This is a genomic window from Streptosporangium sp. NPDC001681, assembly GCF_040298085.1.
In the GTDB taxonomy this organism is placed as follows: Bacteria; Actinomycetota; Actinomycetes; order Streptosporangiales; family Streptosporangiaceae; genus Streptosporangium.
On the sequence record NZ_JBEOZN010000126.1, the window covers coordinates 1 to 21,986 of the forward strand.

At 69.8% G+C, this 21,986-nt stretch carries 23 protein-coding genes and 1 pseudogene; 6 read left to right on the forward strand and 18 right to left on the reverse strand.

Annotated elements, in window-relative coordinates; translation table 11 throughout:
• Nucleotides 1–71: 71 nt before the first annotated feature.
• Both cobF and chrA read right to left on the reverse strand, forming a co-directional pair.
• Nucleotides 72–836, reverse strand: coding sequence for a precorrin-6A synthase (deacetylating) (cobF, locus tag ABT130_RS38000; protein WP_350922603.1), 765 nt, complete (start codon nucleotides 834–836; stop codon nucleotides 72–74).
• A gap of 66 nt (nucleotides 837–902) precedes the next feature.
• The gene (gene chrA, locus ABT130_RS38005; RefSeq protein WP_350963997.1) at nucleotides 903–2,081 is read right to left on the reverse strand and encodes a chromate efflux transporter; all 1,179 of its coding nucleotides are present in this window, start codon (nucleotides 2,079–2,081) and stop codon (nucleotides 903–905) included.
• Between chrA and ABT130_RS38010 the strand changes: the two genes are divergently transcribed.
• Together ABT130_RS38010 and ABT130_RS38015 are read left to right on the forward strand one after the other, a co-directional pair.
• Nucleotides 2,074–2,646, forward strand: a complete 573-nt coding sequence (locus tag ABT130_RS38010; RefSeq protein ID WP_350964000.1) for a DUF5753 domain-containing protein — start codon at nucleotides 2,074–2,076, stop codon at nucleotides 2,644–2,646. The genes chrA and ABT130_RS38010 overlap by 8 nt on opposite strands.
• 51 nt (nucleotides 2,647–2,697) lie before the next feature.
• Nucleotides 2,698–2,844: pseudogene (locus ABT130_RS38015) on the forward strand (DUF397 domain-containing protein); the annotation flags it as partial.
• Between the two features lie 232 nt (nucleotides 2,845–3,076).
• Here ABT130_RS38015 and ABT130_RS38020 read toward each other — a convergent pair.
• From ABT130_RS38020 to pyrG, 15 genes are all read right to left on the reverse strand, one after another.
• Nucleotides 3,077–3,625, reverse strand: coding sequence for an RICIN domain-containing protein (locus ABT130_RS38020; RefSeq protein ID WP_350964003.1), 549 nt, complete (start codon nucleotides 3,623–3,625; stop codon nucleotides 3,077–3,079).
• Nucleotides 3,626–3,766: 141 nt separating this feature from the next.
• Nucleotides 3,767–4,306 carry an RICIN domain-containing protein gene (locus tag ABT130_RS38025; protein WP_350964005.1) on the reverse strand — a complete coding sequence of 180 codons (540 nt, stop codon included), beginning with the start codon at nucleotides 4,304–4,306 and terminating at the stop codon, nucleotides 3,767–3,769.
• 141 nt (nucleotides 4,307–4,447) lie between these two features.
• Nucleotides 4,448–4,990: an RICIN domain-containing protein gene (locus ABT130_RS38030; protein WP_350964008.1), complete on the reverse strand. Its 543-nt coding sequence runs from the start codon at nucleotides 4,988–4,990 to the stop codon at nucleotides 4,448–4,450.
• Nucleotides 4,991–5,130: 140 nt separating this feature from the next.
• The gene (locus tag ABT130_RS38035) at nucleotides 5,131–5,673 is read right to left on the reverse strand and encodes an RICIN domain-containing protein (protein WP_350964010.1); all 543 of its coding nucleotides are present in this window, start codon (nucleotides 5,671–5,673) and stop codon (nucleotides 5,131–5,133) included.
• A 326-nt stretch (nucleotides 5,674–5,999) separates the two neighbouring features.
• The gene (der, locus tag ABT130_RS38040) at nucleotides 6,000–7,436 is read right to left on the reverse strand and encodes a ribosome biogenesis GTPase Der (protein WP_350964012.1); all 1,437 of its coding nucleotides are present in this window, start codon (nucleotides 7,434–7,436) and stop codon (nucleotides 6,000–6,002) included.
• Nucleotides 7,433–8,089, reverse strand: a complete 657-nt coding sequence (gene cmk / locus ABT130_RS38045) for a (d)CMP kinase (RefSeq protein ID WP_350922621.1) — start codon at nucleotides 8,087–8,089, stop codon at nucleotides 7,433–7,435. The genes der and cmk overlap by 4 nt, the downstream gene beginning before the upstream one ends.
• A 162-nt stretch (nucleotides 8,090–8,251) precedes the next feature.
• Nucleotides 8,252–9,325 carry a prephenate dehydrogenase gene (locus ABT130_RS38050; protein WP_350964014.1) on the reverse strand — a complete coding sequence of 358 codons (1,074 nt, stop codon included), beginning with the start codon at nucleotides 9,323–9,325 and terminating at the stop codon, nucleotides 8,252–8,254.
• Between the two features lie 34 nt (nucleotides 9,326–9,359).
• On the reverse strand, nucleotides 9,360–9,719 hold the full coding sequence (gene aroH, locus ABT130_RS38055) for a chorismate mutase (protein ID WP_030919183.1): 360 nt from the start codon (nucleotides 9,717–9,719) through the stop codon (nucleotides 9,360–9,362).
• An 82-nt stretch (nucleotides 9,720–9,801) separates the two neighbouring features.
• Nucleotides 9,802–11,802 (reverse strand): pseudouridine synthase, encoded by a 2,001-nt coding sequence (locus tag ABT130_RS38060; protein WP_350964017.1) that lies wholly within the window; start codon nucleotides 11,800–11,802, stop codon nucleotides 9,802–9,804.
• Nucleotides 11,799–12,359, reverse strand: a complete 561-nt coding sequence (scpB, locus tag ABT130_RS38065) for an SMC-Scp complex subunit ScpB (protein ID WP_350922628.1) — start codon at nucleotides 12,357–12,359, stop codon at nucleotides 11,799–11,801. The genes ABT130_RS38060 and scpB overlap by 4 nt, the downstream gene beginning before the upstream one ends.
• On the reverse strand, nucleotides 12,352–13,176 hold the full coding sequence (locus tag ABT130_RS38070) for a segregation and condensation protein A (RefSeq protein ID WP_350964019.1): 825 nt from the start codon (nucleotides 13,174–13,176) through the stop codon (nucleotides 12,352–12,354). The genes scpB and ABT130_RS38070 overlap by 8 nt, the downstream gene beginning before the upstream one ends.
• Nucleotides 13,177–13,206: 30 nt before the next feature.
• Nucleotides 13,207–14,154, reverse strand: coding sequence for a ParA family protein (locus ABT130_RS38075; RefSeq protein ID WP_326638505.1), 948 nt, complete (start codon nucleotides 14,152–14,154; stop codon nucleotides 13,207–13,209).
• 99 nt (nucleotides 14,155–14,253) lie between these two features.
• Nucleotides 14,254–15,180 (reverse strand): tyrosine recombinase, encoded by a 927-nt coding sequence (locus ABT130_RS38080; protein WP_350964044.1) that lies wholly within the window; start codon nucleotides 15,178–15,180, stop codon nucleotides 14,254–14,256.
• Between the two features lie 12 nt (nucleotides 15,181–15,192).
• Nucleotides 15,193–15,840 carry an NUDIX domain-containing protein gene (locus ABT130_RS38085; protein WP_350964022.1) on the reverse strand — a complete coding sequence of 216 codons (648 nt, stop codon included), beginning with the start codon at nucleotides 15,838–15,840 and terminating at the stop codon, nucleotides 15,193–15,195.
• Nucleotides 15,837–17,507 carry a CTP synthase gene (gene pyrG / locus ABT130_RS38090; RefSeq protein WP_350964025.1) on the reverse strand — a complete coding sequence of 557 codons (1,671 nt, stop codon included), beginning with the start codon at nucleotides 17,505–17,507 and terminating at the stop codon, nucleotides 15,837–15,839. Before pyrG ends, ABT130_RS38085 begins: the two co-directional genes overlap by 4 nt.
• A 156-nt stretch (nucleotides 17,508–17,663) precedes the next feature.
• On the opposite strand from pyrG, the gene ABT130_RS38095 reads away from it, so the two are divergent.
• The 4 genes from ABT130_RS38095 (at nucleotide 17,664) to ABT130_RS38110 (ending at nucleotide 21,257) form a co-directional block, all read left to right on the forward strand.
• Nucleotides 17,664–18,425 carry an acyltransferase gene (locus ABT130_RS38095; RefSeq protein ID WP_350964028.1) on the forward strand — a complete coding sequence of 254 codons (762 nt, stop codon included), beginning with the start codon at nucleotides 17,664–17,666 and terminating at the stop codon, nucleotides 18,423–18,425.
• 92 nt (nucleotides 18,426–18,517) lie between these two features.
• Entirely contained in the window at nucleotides 18,518–19,651 is a 1,134-nt protein-coding gene (locus ABT130_RS38100) for an NAD(P)H-dependent flavin oxidoreductase (protein ID WP_350964030.1), read from the forward strand.
• Between the two features lie 336 nt (nucleotides 19,652–19,987).
• Nucleotides 19,988–20,587, forward strand: coding sequence for a DUF4126 domain-containing protein (locus tag ABT130_RS38105; RefSeq protein ID WP_350964033.1), 600 nt, complete (start codon nucleotides 19,988–19,990; stop codon nucleotides 20,585–20,587).
• Between the two features lie 52 nt (nucleotides 20,588–20,639).
• Nucleotides 20,640–21,257, forward strand: a complete 618-nt coding sequence (locus ABT130_RS38110; RefSeq protein WP_350964036.1) for a hypothetical protein — start codon at nucleotides 20,640–20,642, stop codon at nucleotides 21,255–21,257.
• On the opposite strand, the gene ABT130_RS38115 is transcribed toward ABT130_RS38110, so the two are convergent.
• On the reverse strand, nucleotides 21,223–21,819 hold the full coding sequence (locus ABT130_RS38115) for a hypothetical protein (protein WP_350964039.1): 597 nt from the start codon (nucleotides 21,817–21,819) through the stop codon (nucleotides 21,223–21,225). The genes ABT130_RS38110 and ABT130_RS38115 overlap by 35 nt on opposite strands.
• Nucleotides 21,820–21,986: the final 167 nt, after the last annotated feature.

The window sequence follows — 21,986 nt, forward strand, 5'->3', positions numbered from 1 at the left end:
GCGGGGGTCCCCCGGGGGGGGGGCTCCCGGCCGCCCGCGGGGCGCCCCCCGCCGCCCCCCGCGACAGGTGCTCAGCGAGACACCCTGCGGAGCAGGTAAGTGTCCATGATCCAGCCCTTGCGTGCCCGTGCCTCGGCACGCAGCTCGCGGATGCGGTCGGCGACCTCGGGCACGGGTCCGGCGACCAGGATCTCGTCGGGAGTGCCGAGGTAGGCGCCCCAGTAGATGTCGAAGTCGGCGCCCAGATCGGCGCCCAGATCGGCGAAGGCGCAGTGGGCGTCCAGCATGACGACGACGTCGTCGGCCGAGGGCCCCTCCTCGGCGAGACGCCGGCCGGTGGTGATGTGCACCGGCCGGGCGACCCGGGTCAGGCTGACCCGATGCCGGGCGGTGAGTGCGGACACGCTGCTGACACCGGGAATCACCTCGTGCTCGAACCGGACCGAGCCCCGCTGGTGAATCTCCTCGACGATGGCCAGGGTGCTGTCGTACAGGCCCGGATCGCCCCACACCAGGAAGGCACCCGTCTGCCCCTCGGCGAGCTCGTCACGGATGAACCGCTCGCAGATGTCGGCGCGGCGCGAGCGCCAGTCCTCGACCGCGGGTGCGTAGTCGGGAGTGGTCCGGTCACGTTCGGGATCGCCGGCCTCGACGATCCGGTACGGCGGGCGGGCGTGCGCGTCGACGAGGTCGTGCCGCAGCTGGACGAGGTCGTGTTTGACCTCGCCCTTATCCAGGACGAAGAACACGTCGGTACGGGCGATGGCCTTGACCGCCTGGAGGGTGAGATGGTCGGGATCACCGGCACCGATGCCGATGATGAGGATTCGCTTCACCCGACAGAGTCTGCCCGTACCGTTTCGAGATTCGGCACGGGGGGCCGCCCCGGCGACGCCTGCCGGTCAACCGACGAGCAGCGTGCGGGCCAGCCCGATGGCGGCGGCCGCGGCGATGAACCAGGCGGTGTTGAGCCTGGTGCGCCACTGCAGCAGCAGCGCGAGCACGGCCAGTGCCACGGTGAGCGGGTCGACGAACGCGTCACCGGCCAGTTGCAGGGTGACACCGGCCATCAGGGCCAGCGCGGTGGCGTTGACACCGTCCAGGAACGCCGATGACCAGGCCCGGCCGCGGATCCGGTCGACGAGCCGGGTCAGCAGGCCGACCAGCACGAACGACGGGGTGAAGATGGCGACGGTGGCCAGCACCGCCCCCGGCAGGGCGGCGATGACGTAGCCGATGAAGGTGGCGGTGGTGAACACCGGCCCGGGGGTGAGCTGGCCGATGGAGATCGCGTCCAGCAACTGGTCGCGGGTGATCCAGCCGAGCCGCCGTACGAAGTCGCCCTCCAGGAAGGCCAGCAGGACGTAGCCGCTGCCGTACAGCACCGAGCCGATCCTCAGGAACGTCAGGAACAGCTCGGTGAGCCGGCCGCCGGTGGGGTCGGGAAAGCGCGGCCCGACCAGCAGCGGCACCAGCACCAGACCTGGAGAACCGCGACTCGGTAGCCAGAGGTGCCTGGTGCCGGCCGCCATCACCACCAGCCCGCCGGCGGCCAGCACGAGCAGCTCGTTGACGCCGAGCAGGTACAGCGCCAGTGCCACCGTGGCGACGAGCGCGGTCAGCCGGCCCTTGATCGCGGTCCTGAGCAGTCCGGCCAGGGCCCACACCACGATGGCCACCACCACCGGTTTGATCCCGTACAGCAACCCCTCGACGGCAGGGGTCCGGCCGTAGCGGACATAGGACCAGGCCAGGGCGAGGACGATGGCGAAGGCGGGCAGGATGAAGCACACCCCGGCGGCGATCAGCCCCTTCCAGCGAGCCCGGTCATAGCCCAGGTGGATGGCCAGCTCGGTGGAGTTGGGGCCGGGGATGAGGTTGACGGCGCCTATCAGGTCGACGAAGCGCTCATCGGAGACCCAGCCGCGCCGGCGCACCAGTTCGTCACGCATCATCGCGGTGTGCGCGGCCGGGCCGCCGAATCCGATCACTCCGAGTTTCAGGAAGACCCCGATGACCTCGCCCAGCGCGTGTGCCGGCCGTCCGCCGGATCCGCCGGTGTCATCGTGCGAAGTGTTCATCGTGGCCTTCCATCCGGGGGGTGTACCGAGTCGTGCATTGTTCACGACCACGTTGAACACCAGGCCGACGGCGGCCGAACACCGGGACCACGGCCGTGAACGTTTGACGCCTCCGGGAACGACCCCGAGTGATTCAGCCGTCTCCTGGCTGACCGGGAGCGGGCTTGGCGAGCTGGAACCAGAGCCTCGTGCTCCCGGGCGATCGGTGGAAACCCCGGCGGACCGCCGGCGTGTCGACCAGGGCGAGATCCCAGCCGCCCTCCGCCACCCCATCGGCGGCCCCGAGATCTTCCGTGATCAGATCGAGTGCGCGGCGCGGTCCGACGTCACACTGCAGATTCTTCCGTTCACCGGCCGACCTCATCCTGGAATGTCAGGCGCCTTCACCATCCTGCGTCTTCCCAGCTTGGACATCGCGCATGTCGAGACGATGAACACCAACGCCTACATCGAAGACGAACACAGCGTCGAGCGGTATCTCCGGGCTTTCGATCACCTCTGCGACCCTGCTCTGAGCCCTGACAAATCAGATTCCTTTCTCAGGGAAATAGCCGTTACGCTCTAATTAGCGTGATTTATCCAGGAAGGACGCTCAGGCGATCGGCATTCCTGCGGAATCTGGCGTAAGAGCACGCGCAGCGGCGCCCAGAGCAACTACGTCGAAGCCCGTTTCGACGGCACCACCATCTGGCTACACAACTCCAACAACCCCTCCCCCCAAGGCCCCGCCATCGCCATCACCCCGAAGGCCTGGCCCACCCTCCTCGACCAGGTCCAAGCAGGCAATCTCACCCCCCCCCCGGAAACCGAACTCCCCCACCCTCCTCGCGGACCGCCTGCTCATCGGCTTCGACGGCGAACACATCACCGTGGAGGACAACGACACCTCCACCGTCCGCCGCACCCTCGACGGAGCGACCCACGACGGCGAGTTCCCCCTTTCCCGGCTGCTCGACACCCCGGCCAACGCCTGACCTGCGACCAGGTGGGGCGCCTCAGGCGAGCCGCCACTCCTGGTTCTTCCGCCCCCTGACACACCCCACCTGCTTGACGTTGGCCCCGTCCAGGATCAGACCGTTCTGCACCTCCAGGCACATACCGGTGTGCCGGACCACGACCGCGAAGTAACCGTTGTCCCTCTGGGCGAGCTTCCACTCCTGGTTGCCATGTCCGGGGATGCAGGTCCACAACTGGAGGCCGGCGCCACTGTGCCTGTCGATCGGCACCACCTCCATGCACAGGCCGCTGCTCACGTCCCTGAAGTTGTAGTAACCGTCACTGGTCGCCGTCAGGTTCCACACCTGGCCCTCATGGTCGACGCTGCAGGGCCACTGCTGGACATCGGTCCCCAACTTCAGCTCATCACTCAGGGTGAACACGTCCAGGCACTTGTCGCTGTGCCGGGTCACCAGGATCGCGGTGAACTTGGCCCGGAGCCCCTCTCGCACACCGGCGGCCCCGCCGGCCGACGCCCGCGCGGCCGACGGGGCCGCGAGCAGGGCCGCCGCCAGAACGAACACCTGGCCGGCGTGAAAAAGTCTCATCGAGCCTCCCCGAGGCACTCCCTAAAGATCAACAAACCCTTGATAACACGAATCACCCAACGTAGCGAACAGCTACATCAAGTAATCAATACCGTGTCGCGCCCCCGAACGACCGACCATCACCACCGGCGGAAACCCCACTCAGGCAAGCCGCCACTCCTGGCTCGCCCGCCCCCTGACACAGGTCCACTGCAGGGCATTGGTCCCATCCCCCGTCCCGCCCCCCTGCATGTCCAGGCACTTGCCACTGTGCCGGGCCACCAGCACGAAGTAACCGTTGGCCCGCTGACTGAGCCGCCACTCCTCGCTGTAGCGCCCGCTCACGCAGGTCCACTGCCGGATGTTGGCCCCGCTGCGCAGGTCACCGTCCATCACATGCAGGCACTTACCACTGTGCATGGCCTGAATGGTGTAGTAACCAGCATTGGTGGTCGTCAGGTTCCACTCCTGATTGGCGCCACCATCACAGGTCCGCTGCTGGACGTCGGCTCCGTCCGCCATCGCGGAATGCAGCACATCCAGGCACTTGCCACTGTGCCGGGCCACCAGGATCGCGGTGAACTTGGCCCGGAGCCCCTCTCGCACACCGGCGGCCCCGCCGGCCGACGCCCGCGCGGCCGACGGGGCCGCGAGCAGGGCCGCCGCCAGAACGAACACCTGGCCGGCGTGAAAAAGTCTCATCGAGCCTCCCCGAGGCACTCCCTAAAGATCAACAAACCCTTGATAACACGAATCACCCAACGTAGCGAACAGCTACATCAAGTAATCAATACCGTGTCGCGCCCCCGAACGACCGACCATCACCACCGGCGGAAACCCCACTCAGGCAAGCCGCCACTCCTGGCTCACCCGCCCCCTGACACAGGCCCACTGCCGAACGCCGACCCCGTTCTCCGTTCCAGCGCCCTGCACGTCCAGGCACTTGCCACTGTGCCGGGCCACCAGCACGAAGTAACCGTCGCTCCTCCGACCGAGCCACCACTCCTGGTTGCGGGCTCCGGGCATGCAGGTCCACTGCTGGACGTGGGCCCCACTGCGCCTGTCACCGTTCACCACGTCCAGGCACTGGCCGCCGTGCGTGGCCCGAACGGTGTAGTAGCCGTTGTCCGTCTTCTTCAGGCTCCACTCCTGACTTTTCCTCCCGTCGCAGGTCCACTGCTGGACACTGACTCCGCCCCCCTTCCCGTCGGCCGCCACATCCAGACACTTGCCACTGTGCCGGGCCACCAGGGGGGCCGTGAGCACATCCCCGGCCCGCCCCGGCGCACCGACGGCCACGACATCCGCCTCCGACACGCCGCCGATCGGGGCGACAAGCAGGGATACAGCGAGAGCCAGGACCTGACCGGCGCCAACGAGCCCCATCGAACCTCCCGAGACACTCCCTAAAGATCAACAAACCCTCGATAACACGAATCACCCACCGTGGTGGTCGGCTATGTCAGGTAGTCAACTCGTGTCGCACCCCTGGAACCCTCAAGCCCAGGCGAGTCCACGCCGTCGACTCACGCCAGCCGCCACTCCTGGCTCGCCCGTCCCCTGACGCAGGTCCACTGCCGGACGCGAGCGCCGTCACGTATGTCACTGTCCATCACCTGCAGACACTTGCCACTGTGCCGGGCCACCAGGACGAAGTAACCGTCGCTCCTCTGACTGAGCCCCCACTCCTGGTTGCGGGCCCCGACCAGGCAGGTCCACTGCCGGATGCCGGCCCCGATGCTCACGCTGCCGCCCAACACGTCCAGGCACTTACCACTGTGCGTGGCCTTAAGGGTGTAGTAGCCACCACCTGTCGCCGTCAGACTCCACTCCTGGTTTCCCTTGTCGCCACAGGTCCACTGCTGGACATTGGCCCCGTCCTCCATCTCGCCGTTCTGCACATCCAGGCACTTGCCGCTGTGCCGGGCCACCAGGTTGGCCGTGAACCTGCCTCCACCCCGCTCCGCCGCACCGGCGGCCACGACATCCGCCTCCGACGCTCCGCCGATCGGGACGGCAAGCAGGGTCGCGGCCAGAACCAGGACCTGACCGGCGCCAACGAGTCCCATCGAACCTCCCGAGATACTCCTTAAAGATCAACAAACCCTTGATAACACGAATCACCCAACGTAGCGACCAACTACGCTGAGCAATCAACTCGTGTCGCCCCCGGCGGCGTCTCGCCGGCGATGGCGGGGCAGGCGTCTCCGGACGACACGCGACGGCCGGCAGAGGCGTCGGGAGTCTGTCCACGAGCGCGGAACAGCTTCCGGTTCAAGAGCGAAAACAGGGTGGGGGCGAGGCTCGGCGAGTGCCGGGTGGGAAAAGGCCTCCCGGCAGGGCCCGGAAACAACGAACGGCCCGGCGCGGGCCGGGCCGTTCGTGATGGGGTCCCTTACTTCTTCTTCTGCCCCTGCCCCTGCCCCTGCCGCTTCTCGCGGATCTTCATGGTGACCTCGATGGGCGATCCGGCGAAGCCGAACTCCTCGCGGATCCGGCGCTCGATGAAGCGGCGGTAGGTCTCCTCCAGGAAGCCCGAGGTGAACAGCACGAACTTCGGCGGCTCCGTCGACGCCTGGGTGGCGAAGAGGATCTTGGGCTGCTTGCCGCTGCGGACCGGCGGCGGGGTGGCCGCGACCAGGTCGGTCAGGAAGGCGTTGAGGCGGGCGGTGGGCACCCGGGTCGACCAGGAGTCGAGCGCCTTCTCGATCGCCGGGACGAGCCGGTCGACGTGCCAGCCGGTCTTGGCGGAGATGTTGGCCCGCAGTGCCCACGGCACGCGGACGAGCTGGCGGTCGATCTCCTTTTCCAGGTAGTAGCGGCGGTCCTCGTCCAGCAGGTCCCACTTGTTGAACGCCACGACCATGCACCGGCCGGACTCGATCACCAGCGAGATGATCCGCAGGTCCTGCTCGGTCAGCACCTCGCTGGCGTCGATGAGCACCACCGCGATCTCCGAGCGCTCCAGCGCGGCCCTGGTACGCATGCTCGCGTAGAAGTCGGCGCCCTTGAGCTCGCGGTCACGCCGCCGGATGCCGGCGGTGTCGACGAAGCGCCAGGTCTTGCCGCCGAGTTCGACCAGTTCGTCCACCGGGTCGCGGGTGGTGCCCGCCATCGGGTCGACGAGCACCCGCTCCTGGCCGGCGAGCTGGTTCAGCAGCGAGGACTTGCCCACGTTGGGCTTGCCGACCAGGGCGACCCGGCGCGGCCCGCGCTCGGCGCCGAACCGCTGCTCGGGCGTGTCCGGCAGCTTTTCGAGGATCACGTCCAGCAGGTCACCGCTGGAGCGGCCGTGCAGCGCGGAGACCGGCTGCGGCTCACCCAGGCCGAGAGACCAGAGCCCGGCCGCCTCCAGCTCCATCTGCTGGTTGTCGACCTTGTTGGCGGCGAGGATGACCGGCTTGCCCGACCCACGCAGCACATGGCCGACGATCTCGTCCGCGTCGGTCACGCCCACCACGGCGTCGACCACGAACAGGATCACATCGGCCAGCTCGGCCGCCACCTGGGCCTGCTCGGCGATCTTCAGCGCCATCCCGGTCGCGTCGGGGTCCCACCCGCCGGTGTCGACCACCGTGAACCGGCGCCCGCGCCAGGTGGCGTCGTAGGTGACCCGGTCGCGGGTCACCCCCGGCACGTCCTCCACGACCGCCTCGCGGCGGCCGATGATCCGGTTGACCAGTGTGGACTTGCCCACGTTGGGGCGGCCCACCACGGCCACGACCGGCTGCGGGGCGGTGTCCGGCCCCGCCTCCTGAGAGCTGTAATCGGTCCCTGAATCGGCGAGCTCCGCGTCGATCCAGCCGTTGTCGTCGTCGTATTCCCCGGTCACGCCTTTTCCTTAATCACACGCAGTATTTCGGCGATGACCTCTTCGAGGTTCAGCGCCGTGGTGTCGAGCTCGACGGCGTCGGCCGCCTTCGCCAGCGGGTCTGCCTTCCTGGTCGAGTCAAGGGTGTCCCGGCGGGCCATCGCGGCCCGCTGTGCCTCCACCGTGGTGCCGGTGAGCTCCGCCGTACGACGCAGCGCCCTGGCGTCCGCGCTCGCGGTCAGGTAGATCTTGACCACCGCGTCGGGCGCCACGACCGTGCCGATGTCACGGCCCTCGACGACGATGCCGCCGGAACCGATGATCTCGCGCTGCTCGGCCACCAGGCGGCGCCGTACCTCGGGCACCGCGCTGACCGCCGAGACGGCCGCGGTGACCTCGGCGGTGCGGATCGGCCCGGCGGCGTCGACGCCGTCGACCGCCACCGTGGGGGCGTCGGGGTCGGTGCCCAGGGTGAGGATCGGGTCGATCGCCCCGGCCGCGATCGCCTCGGGGTCGGCGAGGTCGACGCCTCGCTGGAGCATCCACCAGGTGATCGCCCGGTACATCGCCCCGGTATCGAGATAACGCAGCCCCAGCGCCCGCGCCACCCCTCGTGACGCGCTCGACTTGCCCGATCCCGAAGGACCGTCCATGGCGACGACCAGTCCGGTCACGACGCCTTCTCCCTTGCAGCCCGCTTCAGTTGTCCGTACGAGGCTACCGGGAGCCGGGCAGGAACCGCGCATCGAGCGAACGGGCCGCCGCGGGGGGTGGACCCTGCGGCGGACCGTCCCAGACGATCATGACGGTCCGGGCACGGAGTGTGGCAGGCGCGCCTACGGCAGGTGCCAGCCGTGCGCGCGCAGGGCCTCGGACAGCCTCGGCACCGCCTCCGGCTGCACCGAGAGATCGGCGGCGCCCAGCGGCAGGCCGGGGGCGTGCTCAAGCCGGACGTCCTCGATGTTGACGCCCGCCTCCTTGGCCACCTGGAACAGCCGGGCCAGCTCGCCGGGGCGGTCACCGATGATGACCTGGACCGTCGCGTAGGCGCGTGCGGGACCTCCGTGCTTACCGGGGATCCTGCCGGTGCCCGTGACGCCCCGGTACAGCAGTTCGGTGACGCGGGCCATGGCCTCGGGATCGGCGGCCTCCCTGAGCGCGGCGGCCGCGGCGGCCAGGTCGGCCGCCACCGCCTCCAGCACCTCGGCCACCGGCAGCGCGTTGCCCGACAGGATCCCGGTCCACAGCCTCGGGTCGCCCGCCGCGATGCGGGTGACGTCGCGCACCCCCGGCCCGGCCAGGCCGAGCGCGGTGGCCGGCGCGTCCGCGAGACGGGCGGCCACCGCGGAGGCGGTCACGTGGGGGGCGTGCGAGACGACCGCGACGGCCCTGTCGTGCTCCTCGGCGCCGACCCTGACCGCCTCGCCGCCGCAGAGCTTGACGAGGCCGTACATGGCCTCCACCGCGTCGGGCGAGGTCTCCTCGGTCGGGCAGAGCGCCCACGGGCGCCCGAGGAAGATGTCGGCCCGCGCCGCGGCGGGCCCGGAGCGCTCACGGCCGGCGAGCGGGTGCCCGGCGACGTAGCTCGTCAGGTCGCAGCCGAGGCTCGCGGCCTCCCGGAGCGGAAGGGCCTTGACGCTGGCCACGTCCGTGTAGAAACGGGCCACGCCGGCCTTCTGGAGGGCGGCGAGCCGCCCCGCGACCGCATGGGGCGGGACCGCGATGACCGCGACGTCCACCCGCACGCCCTCGGCCCACTCCACTCCGGCGCCCAGCTCGCGTGCCAGCCGCAGGGAGCCCTCGTCCCGGTCGGCCAGGTGGACGGCGACGCCCTGCTCGCGCAGCGCCAGGGCGATCGAGGTGCCGATCAGCCCCGTACCGACGACCAGGACGCTCTCCAGACCGCTCACACCCACTCCCCCGAGATCATGATGCCTAAAGGACTCATTGCGCGATGTCCACCCGAAGTGCGACCGCGCCGCGCAGGTAGACGTGCTGGACCTCCTGGCGGGGCCGGTCGACCTCGACATGGGCCATCAGCCGCACCACACGGGGCAGGGCGCCCGGCACGTCGATCTCGGAAGCGCAGATCAACGGGACGTCGTGGAAACCGAGCTTGCGGGCGGCCAAGGCGGGAAACTCGGCGGTGAGATCGGGCGTGGCCGTGAAGATCACACTGATCACGTCCTCGGTGGTGAGCCGGTTGCGTCCCATCACCTCTGTGACCAGTTCGGTGACTCCGGACAGGATCGCGTCCCGGTCGTTCGCCTCGACCTGAATCGCACCGCGGATCGCCCGCACCATCGTCGTTCCTCCATATCCACCCGCGCCGGACCACCCCCGAGGGGGTGATCCGGCGCGTCCTGAACGTGCGTGTCAGGGAAGGCTACAACCCGACCGCGGCGTAGAGTTCCCCGACCTCCGCGAGGGTCAGCGCGCGGAGGGTGCCCGGCTTGAGGCGGCCGAGCTTGACCGGGCCGAACTCGATACGGGCCAGGTCGATGACCGGGTGCCCGACCTCCTCCAGCATGCGGCGGACGATGTGCTTGCGGCCCTCGTGCAGGACGATCTCGACCAGGGCCTGCTGGCCGTGCTCCTGGACCAGGGTGAAGGAGTCGGCCTTGGCCAGGCCGTCCTCCAGCTCGATGCCCTTCTTCAGCCGGCGACCGAGATCACGCTCGATCCGGCCGGGGACCTTGGCCCAGTACTTCTTCTGCACGCCGTAGCTCGGGTGGGTGAGCCTGTTGGCCAGCTCGCCGTCGTTGGTGAGCAGGATCAGGCCCTCGGTCTCGGTGTCGAGACGGCCCACGTGGAACAGGCGCTCGGTGCGGTCGGCCACGAAGTCGGCCAGCGAGGGGCGGCCGTCCGGGTCGGACATGGTGCTGACGACGCCGATCGGCTTGTTGATCGCGAAGTAGACCAGGTCGGGCATCGTCGGCAGACGCTTGCCGTCGACGTGGATGACCTGCTTGGCGGGGTCGACCCGGGCGCCGAAGCGGCGGACCACCTGGCCGTCGACGGTCACCCTGCCGTCGCCGATCATGTCCTCGCAGGCCCGGCGGCTGGCGACGCCCGCCTGGGCGAGGACCTTCTGCAGCCGGACGCCGTCAGGGACCTCGGTGGTGTCGCGCTCGTCGACGTAGTCACGGTCGTAGAAGTCGGAGTCACGCTTGGGCTGGCGGGCGGTCTTGAACCGGTCGTTCGCGATCGTGCCGGGCCGCAGCGGGGCCTTCGCCTCCGGAGCGCGGCCGGCGGGGGCACGACGCTCGCCGTACGCCCCGGCGCGGTCGCCACCGATCGTCTGGACGTCGTCCCGGCGGCCGGTCCTGCCGAAGCGGGCACGGGAACCACCGGCGGGCGCGCCGCCGCGCCCTCGGTCTGCGCCGGGCCTGCCACGCGAGCCGTCCCGGTCCGCGCGGAAACCACCCTGCGAACCACCACGGTCGTCACGACGCGGGGCATCGGACCGGAAATCGCTCCTCGAACCGTCGCGGGACCCGCCGAACGACGGACCGCCACGGTCCTCACGGCGCGGAGCGTCGGAGCGGTAGCCGCCCTGGGAGCCCTCGGAGGACCTGCCGTACCGGCTCCGCGAGCCGTCGCGGGATCCGCCGAACGACGAGCCGCCGCGATCATCCCGACGCGGACCATCGGCACGGAAACCACCACGGTCATCGCGGCGCGGACCGTCCGAACGGTAACCGCCCTGCGAACCACCCGAAGGCCTGCTCCCGTACGCACTACGCGAACCATCACGCTCGGCACGGAAACCGCCACGGTCGTCACGGCGCGGACCATCGGCACGGTAACCGCCCTGCGAACCACCCGAGGGCCTGCTCCCGTACGAACCGCGCGAACCATCACGCTCGGCACGGAAACCACCGCGATCATCCCGACGCGGACCATCGGCACGGTAACCGCCCTGCGAACCACCCGAGGGCCTGCTCCCGTACGAACTACGCGAACCATCACGCTCGGCGCGGAAACCGCCACGGTCGTCACGGCGCGGGCCATCGGCACGGTAACCGCCCTGCGAACCACCGCGATCATTCCGGCGCGGACCGTCCGCGCGGAAACCGCCCTGCGAACCACCACGGTCGTCACGACGCGGGCCGTCGGACCGGAAACCACCCGAGGACCTGCCGGACGAGCTGCGCGAGCCATCACGCTCGGCGCGGAAACCACCGCGATCATCCCGACGCGGACCATCGGCACGGTAACCGCCCTGCGAACCACCACGGGAGCCGCCCGACGAGGATCCGCCTCGGGAGGAACCGCCCCGGAATCCACCGGACTGCGAGCCCCCACGGGGATTGCCACCGCGCGGGGCTCCGCCACGGCCTTGACCGCGTCCATCACCGGACGGGGTACTACGGCTGTTGTTCACTGCTTCTGCTCCTCTAGGGATTCCATGTCGTCGGGCAGGAAAGGCGCCAGTTCTGGAAGCTCGTCGAGCCCCCGCAGGCCAATCCTCTCGAGAAAATACGAACTGGTCCGGTAGAGCACGGCTTGGCTCTCCGGTTCGGTGCCGGCCTCCTCGACCAGCCCCCTCGTCACCAGCGTGCGCATGACACCGTCGCTGTTGACACCGCGGATGGCCGCCACCCGGGCCCGGCTCACCGGCTGCCGGTAGGCGACCACGGCCAGGGTCTCCAGCGCGGCCTGGGTCAGACGCGTCTGCTGGCCGTCGCGGACGAACCGCTCCACGAGTGAGGCGCACTCGGCCCGCGTGTAGAAACGCCAGCCGCCCGCGACCTCTCTCAGGTCGAAACCCCGCCCGGCTTCGGTGTATTCCGCCGAGAGTTCCCGGAGCACCCTGCCGACCTCGTGGACGGGCCGCTCCAGCACCTGGGCGAGGGTCACCTCGGCGACGGGCTCGTCGACCACCAGCAGGATGGCCTCCAGCCCGGCGCGCAGGTCAGGCTCGGATGCCACGTCAGTCATCGGCTGGTTCTCTCTTCGGGGTCTCGTCGTAGTCGTCGGCCACGGCGACGTCACCGTCGTCACTGCCGGTCCAGGTCACGTGCAACTCCCCGAGAGGCTCGATCTGCTCGAAGGAGACGGCCGCCTCCCGGTAGAGCTCCAGGACCGCCAGGAAACGGGCGACGATCTCGAAGGTGCCGGCGCAGTCGGAGGTGAGTGCCCGGAAGGTCGCCCGGCGTAACCGCCGCAGCCGCTCGACAAGGATAACCGCCTGATCGCGGACATTGGCGAGTGGTTGGTAGATGTGGGCCACGGAAACCGACGGGGGCACCTTGGGGGCGAAGGCCCGCCGGGCGATCTCAGCGAGGCGGTCGGGGCCGATGCCGAGAATCAGCTCGGGCAGCAGGCCCGCGAACTCGGCCTCCATCGGCACGGTACGCGGGAAGCGCAGCGCCTCCTCGGCCATCCTGGCGGAGAAGACCTTGACGACCTCCTTGTAGGCCCGGTACTGCAGGAGGCGGGCGAAGAGCAGGTCGCGGGCCTCCAGAAGGGCCAGGTCCTCCTCGTCGTCCACCTCGCCGGCGGGCAACAGCCTGGCCGCCTTGAGGTCGAGCAGGGTCGCCGCGACGAGCAGGAAATGGCTCGTCTGGTCCAGATCCCACTCCGGGCCCCTGGCCCGGATATAGGAGATGAACTCGTCGGTGACCTGGCTGAGCGAGACCTCGGTGATGTCCAGCTTGTGCTTGGAGATCAGACCGAGCAGGAGGTCGAAAGGGCCTTCGAAGACCTCCAGATGCACCTTGAAGGTGTCATCGGCGGTCTTCGGCTGCTCGGTCATCCCTCCATTGTCCCGTACCGGCAGGTGGGATCATCGCTCCAGCGCGGCCCACCTGGCAAGAACTTCCCTGGCGAGCTCGCGGTACGCGCTGGCGCCGAGTGAGGAGGAGTCGAAGCTGGTGATGGGCTCACCGGCCACGGTCGCGTCGGGGAAGCGAACCGTCCGGTTGATCACTGTGTGGTAGACCTTGTCGTCGAACGCCTCGACGACCCGGGCCAGCACCTCGCGGCCGTGCAGGGTGCGCGCGTCGTACATGGTGGCGAGCAGGCCCTCGATGACCAGCTCGTCGTTGATGCGCTCCTGGACCTTGATGATGGTGTCCATGAGCAGCGCGACACCGCGCAGCGCGAAGAACTCGCACTCCAGCGGCACCATGACGCCGTGCGCGCAGGCCAGCGCGTTGATCGTGAGCAGTCCCAGGGAGGGCTGGCAGTCGATCAGGCAGACGTCGTACTCGGGCAGGAGGGGCTTGATGACCCGGCCGAGCACCTGCTCGCGGGCGACCTCCGTGACGAGCTGGACCTCGGCGGCCGACAGGTCGATGTTGCTGGGCAGCAGGTCCATGCCCTCGACGCCGGTCTCCAGCAGCACGTCCCTGGCCGTGATCTGCCGCTCCATGAGGAGGTTGTAGACCGTCAGGTCGAGCTGGAGGGGGTTGATCCCGAGACCGACCGAGAGGGCGCCCTGCGGGTCGAAGTCGACCAGCAGAACCTTGAGCCCGGCCTCCGCCAGCGCGGCGCCCAGGTTGATCGTGGTGGTCGTCTTGCCGACGCCGCCCTTCTGGTTGACCATGGCGACGACCCTCGCTGGTCCGTGCACGGTGCGAGGGGGCGGGTCGGGGAAAACGGGGCGGGGACGCCCGGTCGGGCCGAGGACTCCCCCACTGCGAGGGGTCCCGGCGGTCTTGGTGTCGCCCCAGGGATTCTCGGGGTTTGCCGGGGCCGCTCCCCGGATAGAACCGTCGGTGGTCACAGTCACCAGTCGAACCTCCCTGACGGCCTCTAACCGGACCGTCCGGACGGACACTATGGCGTCAACACGTATGCGGCAAGGCGGCACGCCCGGACATAAGGAAGGTCAATCCCGCGTGCGCGGATGCGCCACGGCATAGACCTCCCGGAGCCTGTCGACCGTGACCTGCGTGTACACCTGGGTGGTGGTCACCGAGGCGTGGCCGAGTAGTTCCTGAACCACCCTAACGTCCACACCGCCGTCAAGGAGGTGGGTTGCGAACGAATGTCGCAACATATGTGGCGACACCCCTTCGAGCCCGCCGCGCTCGGCAGCGCCCTGGAGGACCTCCCAGGCCCCCTGCCGGGTGAGCCGGCCACCCCTGGCGTTGAGAAAGAGCCCCGAGGTGCCGCGGCCGTGGGAGACGATACGGGGGCGGGCACGGGTGAGGTAGGCGCCCAGCGCCTCCCCCGCGAAGTCGCCCAGGGGCACCAGCCGGGTACGCCCGCCCTTACCCCGCAGCCGCACCCGCTGGGCCTCCGCCCCCAACTCGACGTCGTCGACGGTGAGCCCGACGGCCTCGGAGATACGCGCGCCGGTGCCGTACAGCAGTTCGAGCAGTGCCCGGTTGCGCAGGGTGAGAGGGGCGCCGTCGGGCCCGGAGGCGGCGATCAGTCGCTCCACGTCGCGGACGCTGATCGCCCTGGGCAGCCGCCTGAGCTGGCGTGGCGGGCGCACCTCGCGGGCGGGGTCATGGCGGCAGAGGCCCTGGCTCAGCGCGAAGCGGTGCAGCCCGCGCACCGCGGAGACGGCCCGCGCCGCCGAGGCGGCGACGAGGGCCTGATGCTCCCCGTCGCCCTCCCTGAGTGCCGCCACGAAGGCGGCGACGTCGCCCTCGGCGACCTCGGCGAAAGTGACGCGGCCGTGGTGCTTGAGGTGCTCCACGTATCGCAGAAGGTCACGGCGGTAGGAGGCCAGTGTGTTGGCTGCCAGGCCCCGCTCCCCCGCCAGGTGGGCGAGGTAGCGCAAGAGGACGGCCTCCGTCTCGCTCAGGGTGTCCTCCTGTCATGCCTCCGGTGCGTCGGCGGGCCGCAGCGAGGCGAATCCATCCGCCGAAGCGGCGTATGCGGCGAGAATACCGGCCACGGCTTGGGAATTGTGGATCATTCCCGCCATGGCACGCCGAACCGCGTCGGACAGGGGAATCCAGACCACCGGCATGTCGGCCTCCTCATGCCGGTGGACGAAGTCCAGCTCCCCCTCGGGAATGGGAGCGACGTCCCTGGCGAGGAAGATCCGGGTGCGCTCATCGGTCATTCCCGGCGAGATGAAGGCGTCGACCAGGGTGTGCCAGGTGCCCGCCCGGTAGCCCGCCTCCTCGGCGAGCTCGCGGGCCGCCCCCGCCTGCAGGGACTCTCCGTGGACGTCGCGCAGCCCCGCGGGCAGTTCCCAGAGCAGCCGCCTGACGGGGTGGCGGTACTGGCGGATCATCAGGACCCGCTCCCGGTCGTCGAGGGCGACGACGGCCACGGAGCCGGGGTGGACCACGTAGTCACGGTTGACGACATCGCCCTCCGGCATGACCACCGCGTCGGTGACGGCGGTGATGACCCGGGCGCGGAAGTGCTCGGTGGAGGAGGTGACCTTCCACTCCTCGGGAACGTCCAGGACCTCCAGGACGTCCTCGCTCCGCCCCCCTCGCGTGTCGCTCACTTGCCCCGCCCGGCCTTGGCGACGGTGCCACGGGTTTCCGCGTACGTCAGGGCGGCGCCGATCAGGCCCTTGAACAGCGGATGCGCGCGGGTCGGCCGGGAGCGGAACTCCGGGTGCGCCTGGGTGCCGATGAAGAAGGGGTGGAGATCGGTGGGCAGCTCGGCGTACTCCACCAGGCGGCCGTCCGGTGAGAGGCCCGAGAAGACCATGCCGACCTTCTCCAGCTGCTCGCGGTAGGAGTTGTTGACCTCGTAGCGGTGGCGGTGGCGCTCGTCGACCTTCGCCATGCCGTACAGCTGGCGGGCGAGGGTGCCCTCACCGAGCCTGGCCGGGTAGAGGCCCAACCGCATGGTGCCGCCCATGTCGCGCTCGCCGGAGACGACGTCCTGCTGGTCGGCCATGGTGGAGATGACCGGGTGGGTGGTCTCCTCGTCGAACTCGGTGCTGCCGGCGTCCTCGATGACCGCGAGGTTGCGGGCCGCCTCGATGACCATGCACTGCATGCCCAGGCAGATGCCGAGCAGCGGGATCTTGTTCTCCCTGACGTGCCGGATCGCGCCGACCTTGCCCTCGATGCCGCGCACCCCGAAGCCGCCCGGGACCAGGACGCCGTCGACGCCGTCGAGCTCGCGGGCCGCGCCCTCGGGGGTCTCGCAGTCGTCGCTCTTCACCCAGCGGATGTTGACGCGGGCGTCGTTGGCGAAACCGCCCGCGCGCAGCGCCTCGGTGACCGACAGGTAGGCGTCGGGCAGGTCGATGTACTTGCCGACGAGCGCGATCGTGACCTCGTTGGCCGGGCGGTGCACCCGGCGCAGGAGCTGCTCCCACTCCTTCCAGTCGACGTCCCTGAAGGGCAGGCCGAGGCGGCGCACCACGTAGGCGTCCAGGCCTTCCGCGTGCAGCACCTTGGGGATGTCGTAGATGCTGGCGGCGTCGGCGGCGGAGACGACCGCGTCCTCGTCGACGTCGCACATGAGGCTGATCTTGCGCTTGATCGCGTTCGTGACCGGGCGGTCGGAGCGCAGGACGATCGCGTCGGGCTGGATGCCGATGCTGCGCAGCGCGGCGACCGAGTGCTGGGTCGGCTTGGTCTTCAGCTCTCCGCTCGGCCCGATGTACGGCAGCAGCGAGACGTGCAGGAAGAACACGTTGTCGCGGCCGACCTCGTGGCGGACCTGGCGGACGGCCTCCAGGAAGGGCAGCGACTCGATGTCGCCCACGGTGCCGCCGACCTCGGTGATGACCACGTCCACGTCGGGGCCGGCCATCGACCGGATACGGTCCTTGATCTCGTTGGTGATGTGCGGGATGACCTGCACGGTGTCGCCGAGATACTCGCCGCGTCGCTCCTTGGCGATGACGTTGGAGTAGACCTGACCGGTGGTCACGTTGGCCGAGCCGTGCAGTTCGGTGTCGAGGAACCGCTCGTAGTGGCCGACGTCGAGGTCGGTCTCGGCGCCGTCGTCTGTGACGAAGACCTCACCGTGCTGGAACGGATTCATGGTGCCGGGGTCGACATTGAGATAGGGGTCGAGCTTCTGCATGGTGACCCGCAGGCCGCGCAGCTTGAGAAGACGCCCGAGGCTTGACGCCGTCAGTCCCTTACCCAGACTGGAGGCGACGCCGCCTGTGACGAACAGATGCTTGGTGTGTGCGGCGCTGCGCAAGAAGGCTCCCGTGGTCGTTGAAGATCAGTCGGCACACCCTTGTGAATGGCCTACAGGTCCACGGGCTCTCAGAATATCAAACGGCACCGGCGAAGTGCCCGAACAACCCCCACCCGCATTCCTACCAAACCTAACCAAGCAGTAACTTGATCCGTTATGTCACTTCGTGGGGTGGTACGGCGTGCTGTGGGCAGCCTGATCCACCGACTCTGGGCGGCGGTCCGCGCGGCCGGCGCCGTCAGCCCCGCCAGCCCTGCCGGATACCGGTTCCGGCGCCTCGGCGAGGGCGCCTGCCTGTCGTTCCCGGTCGGGGCCATCTTCGGCGAGGCCTGGATCGAGATCGGCGACCACGCCCTGATCGGCGAGCGGGTCTCCATCTCCGCGGGCATGGGCCCCGGGGTGGACCTGGGCCCGAACTCGATCGTACGGATCGGCGGAAGCTGCTCCATCGGCCGGGGCAGCCACATCGTGGGCCACCAGTCGATAGACATCGGCGACCACGTCTTCACCGGCCCGTACGTCTACATCACCGACCAGAACCACGTCTACGAGGACCCCGAGATGCCGATCGGCCGTCAGTGGCCGCGCAACAACCCCGTCTCCATCGGGTCGGGATCGTGGCTGGGCACCGGCGCGATCATCCTGCCGGGCACCCGGATCGGCAGGCAGTGCGTGGTGGCGGGCGGGGCCGTGGTGCGCGGGGAGTTCCCCGACCACAGCGTGATCGCGGGCATCCCCGCCAAGGTGGTACGCCACTACGTGCCCGGCGAAGGCTGGCTGCCACCTCACCTCGGCGGCGCGGAGGCCCCCGGCTCGGAGACCTCCGGCGGCCCGGGGGACGAGACCGCAGAGCCGACCGGCGCCCTGGCCGGACCGGTCGTGCCGCCTCCCCCCGCCGACCCCGTCCACACCGCCTGACGCTCCCCTCCGCCACGGAGATCGCGACCACCCGGTTCCACGCCCGATCACGGCACTAGACCGAACAAGGTTCTGCGACTTACGGTCACATCATGCGGACCGCGATCTGTGAGAGATTCGGCGTCGAGTTCCCGCTCTTCGCCTTCAGCCACTGCCGCGACGTGGTCGCCGCGGTGACCAACGCGGGCGGGTTCGGCGTGCTCGGCGCCGTCGCCTACTCCCCCGAGCAACTCGACACCGAGCTGAGCTGGATCGACGAGCGCGTCGGCGGCCGCCCGTACGGGGTGGACGTGCTCGTGCCCGGCAGGATCGACGCCTCGGCCGGCGACCGGAGCACCCGCCTCACCGATCACATCCCCCAGCGGCACCGGGACTTCGTGGCACACCTGCTCGGCAAGTACGGGGTGGGCGGGGCGGAGACGCTCAGCGGCGCGATGGTCGGCCGCGCCGACGAGATGGGGCGCCGAGTGACCAGTGAGGGCGCCACCGGGCTGATCGACGTGGCGCTCAAGCACCCGATCGGCCTCATCGCCAGCGCGCTCGGCCCGCCCCCGCCGGAGATGACGGCCAAGGCCAGGCAGGCCGGGGTGCCGGTCGCGGCGCTGGTCGGTACCGTCGAGCACGCCCGCCGCCAGGTCGCCGCCGGAGCCGACGTGATCGTGGCCCAGGGCTCCGAGGCGGGTGGCCACACCGGCGAGATCTCCACGATGGTGCTCGTCCCCCAGGTCGTGGACGCGGTGGACGTCCCGGTGCTGGCGGCCGGCGGCATCGCAGGAGGCCGCCAGATGGCCGCCGCGCTCGCGCTGGGCGCCGAGGGGGTGTGGTGCGGTTCGGTCTGGCTGACCACCGAGGAGGCCGAGACCCTGCCCCTGGTCAAGCAGAAGATGCTGGCCGCCACCTCCTCCGACACCGTGCGGTCCCGGTCGCGGACCGGCAAGCCCGCCCGGCAGCTGAGATCCGCCTGGACCGACGAGTGGGACGGGGCCCCGGAGAGTCCGGGCGCGCTGCCGATGCCGCTGCAGATGCTCCTCGCCGAGGGCGCGATGGCCAGGATCGGCAGGGCCGCCGAGAGCGGCTCCCCCGGCGCCGGGGAGCTCGCCACCTACTTCGTCGGGCAGGTCGTCGGACAGATGAACCAGATCAAACCGGCCCGCCGGGTGGTCCACGACATGATCGAGGAGTTCGCCGCCGCCGTCGAGCGCCTCGACCGCCTCACCGGCACCTGACCGGCTCCCCCAGCCTCCCCCGCTCTCCCCTGTTCTCCCTCTCCTCGGCCCCCTTCGCTCTCCCCTGCTCTCCCCCTCCTCGGCCCCCTTCGCTCTCCCTCTCCTCGGGCTCCTCTGTTTCAGCTGTTTCAGCTGTTTCAGCGTGCCCCGGTTTTAGTGGATTTCTCGGCCTCGGTGACGCCCGATGGACTCTTTCGGTATCCCCTGGTCGCCCGGGACCCTCCCGGCTCACCGGAGCGGCCACCGAGACCGGAGCGATACCGGGAGAGGGAACCGAACGGGATCGCTCAGCCGCCGTGAAACGTTGGAGGAAGCAGAGAGGACAACGGAGGTGCGATGCTCGCGGCACTGACGGGCCTTGGGCTCTCCACCGCGGCCGGGCTCAACGCCTACATCCCGCTGCTGGTGGTCGGCCTGCTCGCCAACTTCACGGACCAGATACGGCTGCCGCAGGAGTTCGCCTGGCTCTCCAACGGCTGGGTGCTCGGGATCATCGGCGTGCTGCTCCTGGCGGAGTTCGTGTTCGACAAGGTCCCGGTGGTCGACAGCGTCAACGACATGATCCAGACCGTCGTCCGCCCGGCCTCCGGCGGCGTCGTCTTCAGCGCCACCGAGGCCGCGGCCCGGCTGGACGGCTCGACCTGGATGAGCCACAATCCCTGGCTCAGCTGGGTGCTGGGCATCGGGATCGCGCTGGCCGTGCACATCATGAAGACGACCGCCAGGCCCGTGGTGAACGCCACCACGGCCGGGGTGGGCGCGCCCGTGGTCAGCGCCGTCGAGGACGCCGGGGCACTGGGCATCAGCCTGGTGGCGATCCTCCTGCCCGTCCTGGTCATCCTGGTGGTGGCGGGGCTGGCACTGCTCGCCTGGTGGACGACCCGCAGAATACGGCGACGGAGGCGGAGCCGGGTGACCGGCCCGAGCCTGCGATGAGGCCGCGCTCGCGGACTATGCTCTAAACATCTCGTACAACCCCCGTGGGGAGGTGGTTCCGATCGGCGAATTCCTCATGATCCTGCTGGTGATCCTGCTGTTCTTCCTTCTCCTGGGAGCAGTCGGGATCTATCTGCTGGTCAAGGTCGGCAAGAAGGCCACGAAGAAGGCCAAGAGCGTCTCCACCCGGGTCGCCTCCCACATGGCCGCGATGGGCACCGGTGACGCCGCGGAGACCGAGCGGATGCGTCTTGACCTGCGGCGCGAGGTCTCCCTGACCCGCCAGGCGGTGGACCACGCGCTGCGCGACGGCTGGGGACTGGGCGATCTGCCTCAGCTGGTGGGAGAGATCGCGGCGCACGCCGAGCAGCTCGACGCCCAGCTCGCCCACTACGCCCAGGAGCGGCGGGTCTCGCCCTACATCGATCACACGGCGCTGGGCCGCCTGCGCGAGCACCACGCCAAGCTGACCACGTCCTGCGCCCGGATCAGGGCCGACCTGCGCAACGACCAGATGGCGCACTCGGCCGGGGGCATCGACCAGATCCAGGACCGCACCGACCTGGAGATCGAGGCCCGCCGCCGGGCCCCCGACCCGCTGGACCAGATCGACGAGCTCTACAAACGCACCACGATCAACCGCTCCCGCCCGGACGACCTCCACCACTGACCGGCTTCGTGAAGTCGGCGTAGAGCCCGGCGAGGTCGTCGTAGGTGGCGCCGGTGTTGATGCGGGCGCGCAGGGCCTGGGCCTCGGCGGTGGTGGGGAGGAAGCCGTCGAGCAGCGCGGGCAGGCCGAGGCGCCAGCCGAGCAGGGCGTGTGGTGACTGCCGGTGGCCCGCGCGGATCACCGAGACGCCGACCCTGATCGCGTGCTCGTTGCCGGGTGGGACGTTCGGACGGTCGGTCTCGATCGCCGAGTAGCGGAAGCCGTCGGCGAGGTCGCACGGCGGGCAGCCCCGTGGCCCCCTGCCCAGCGGGGCCCCGCAGCCGGAGCAGATCAGCCGGTCAAGGGCGCCGTCGACGACCCGCCAGTCGTGCCGGTCGGGCTCGTCGGCGACCATCTCGGCGATCGCCGACTCCTCCTCGGCGGGCAGCTCGGCCACACCGAACCGGTCCCGGAGGAACACCCGCCAGCCGTCCTCGACGATCCGGTCGACCAGCGCCGCGCACCGGTCACAGCCGGGCGCCCCGCCGTACTCCCAGCAGCCGCAGCCGGCACATCGTCGCATCCCGCGACCGTATCCGGCCGCATCGCCGATGGGCGAGCCGTTTTCACACCGGCCTCACACCGCCCCGGCCCTCCCGGAAGCCTCGTCTCCCCTCGTTCTCCTGGGCCGGGTCGTCCTCGCGGTGGGCCACCGGTGGCTTCCGAAGGCGAAGGACACGTTCACGCCTG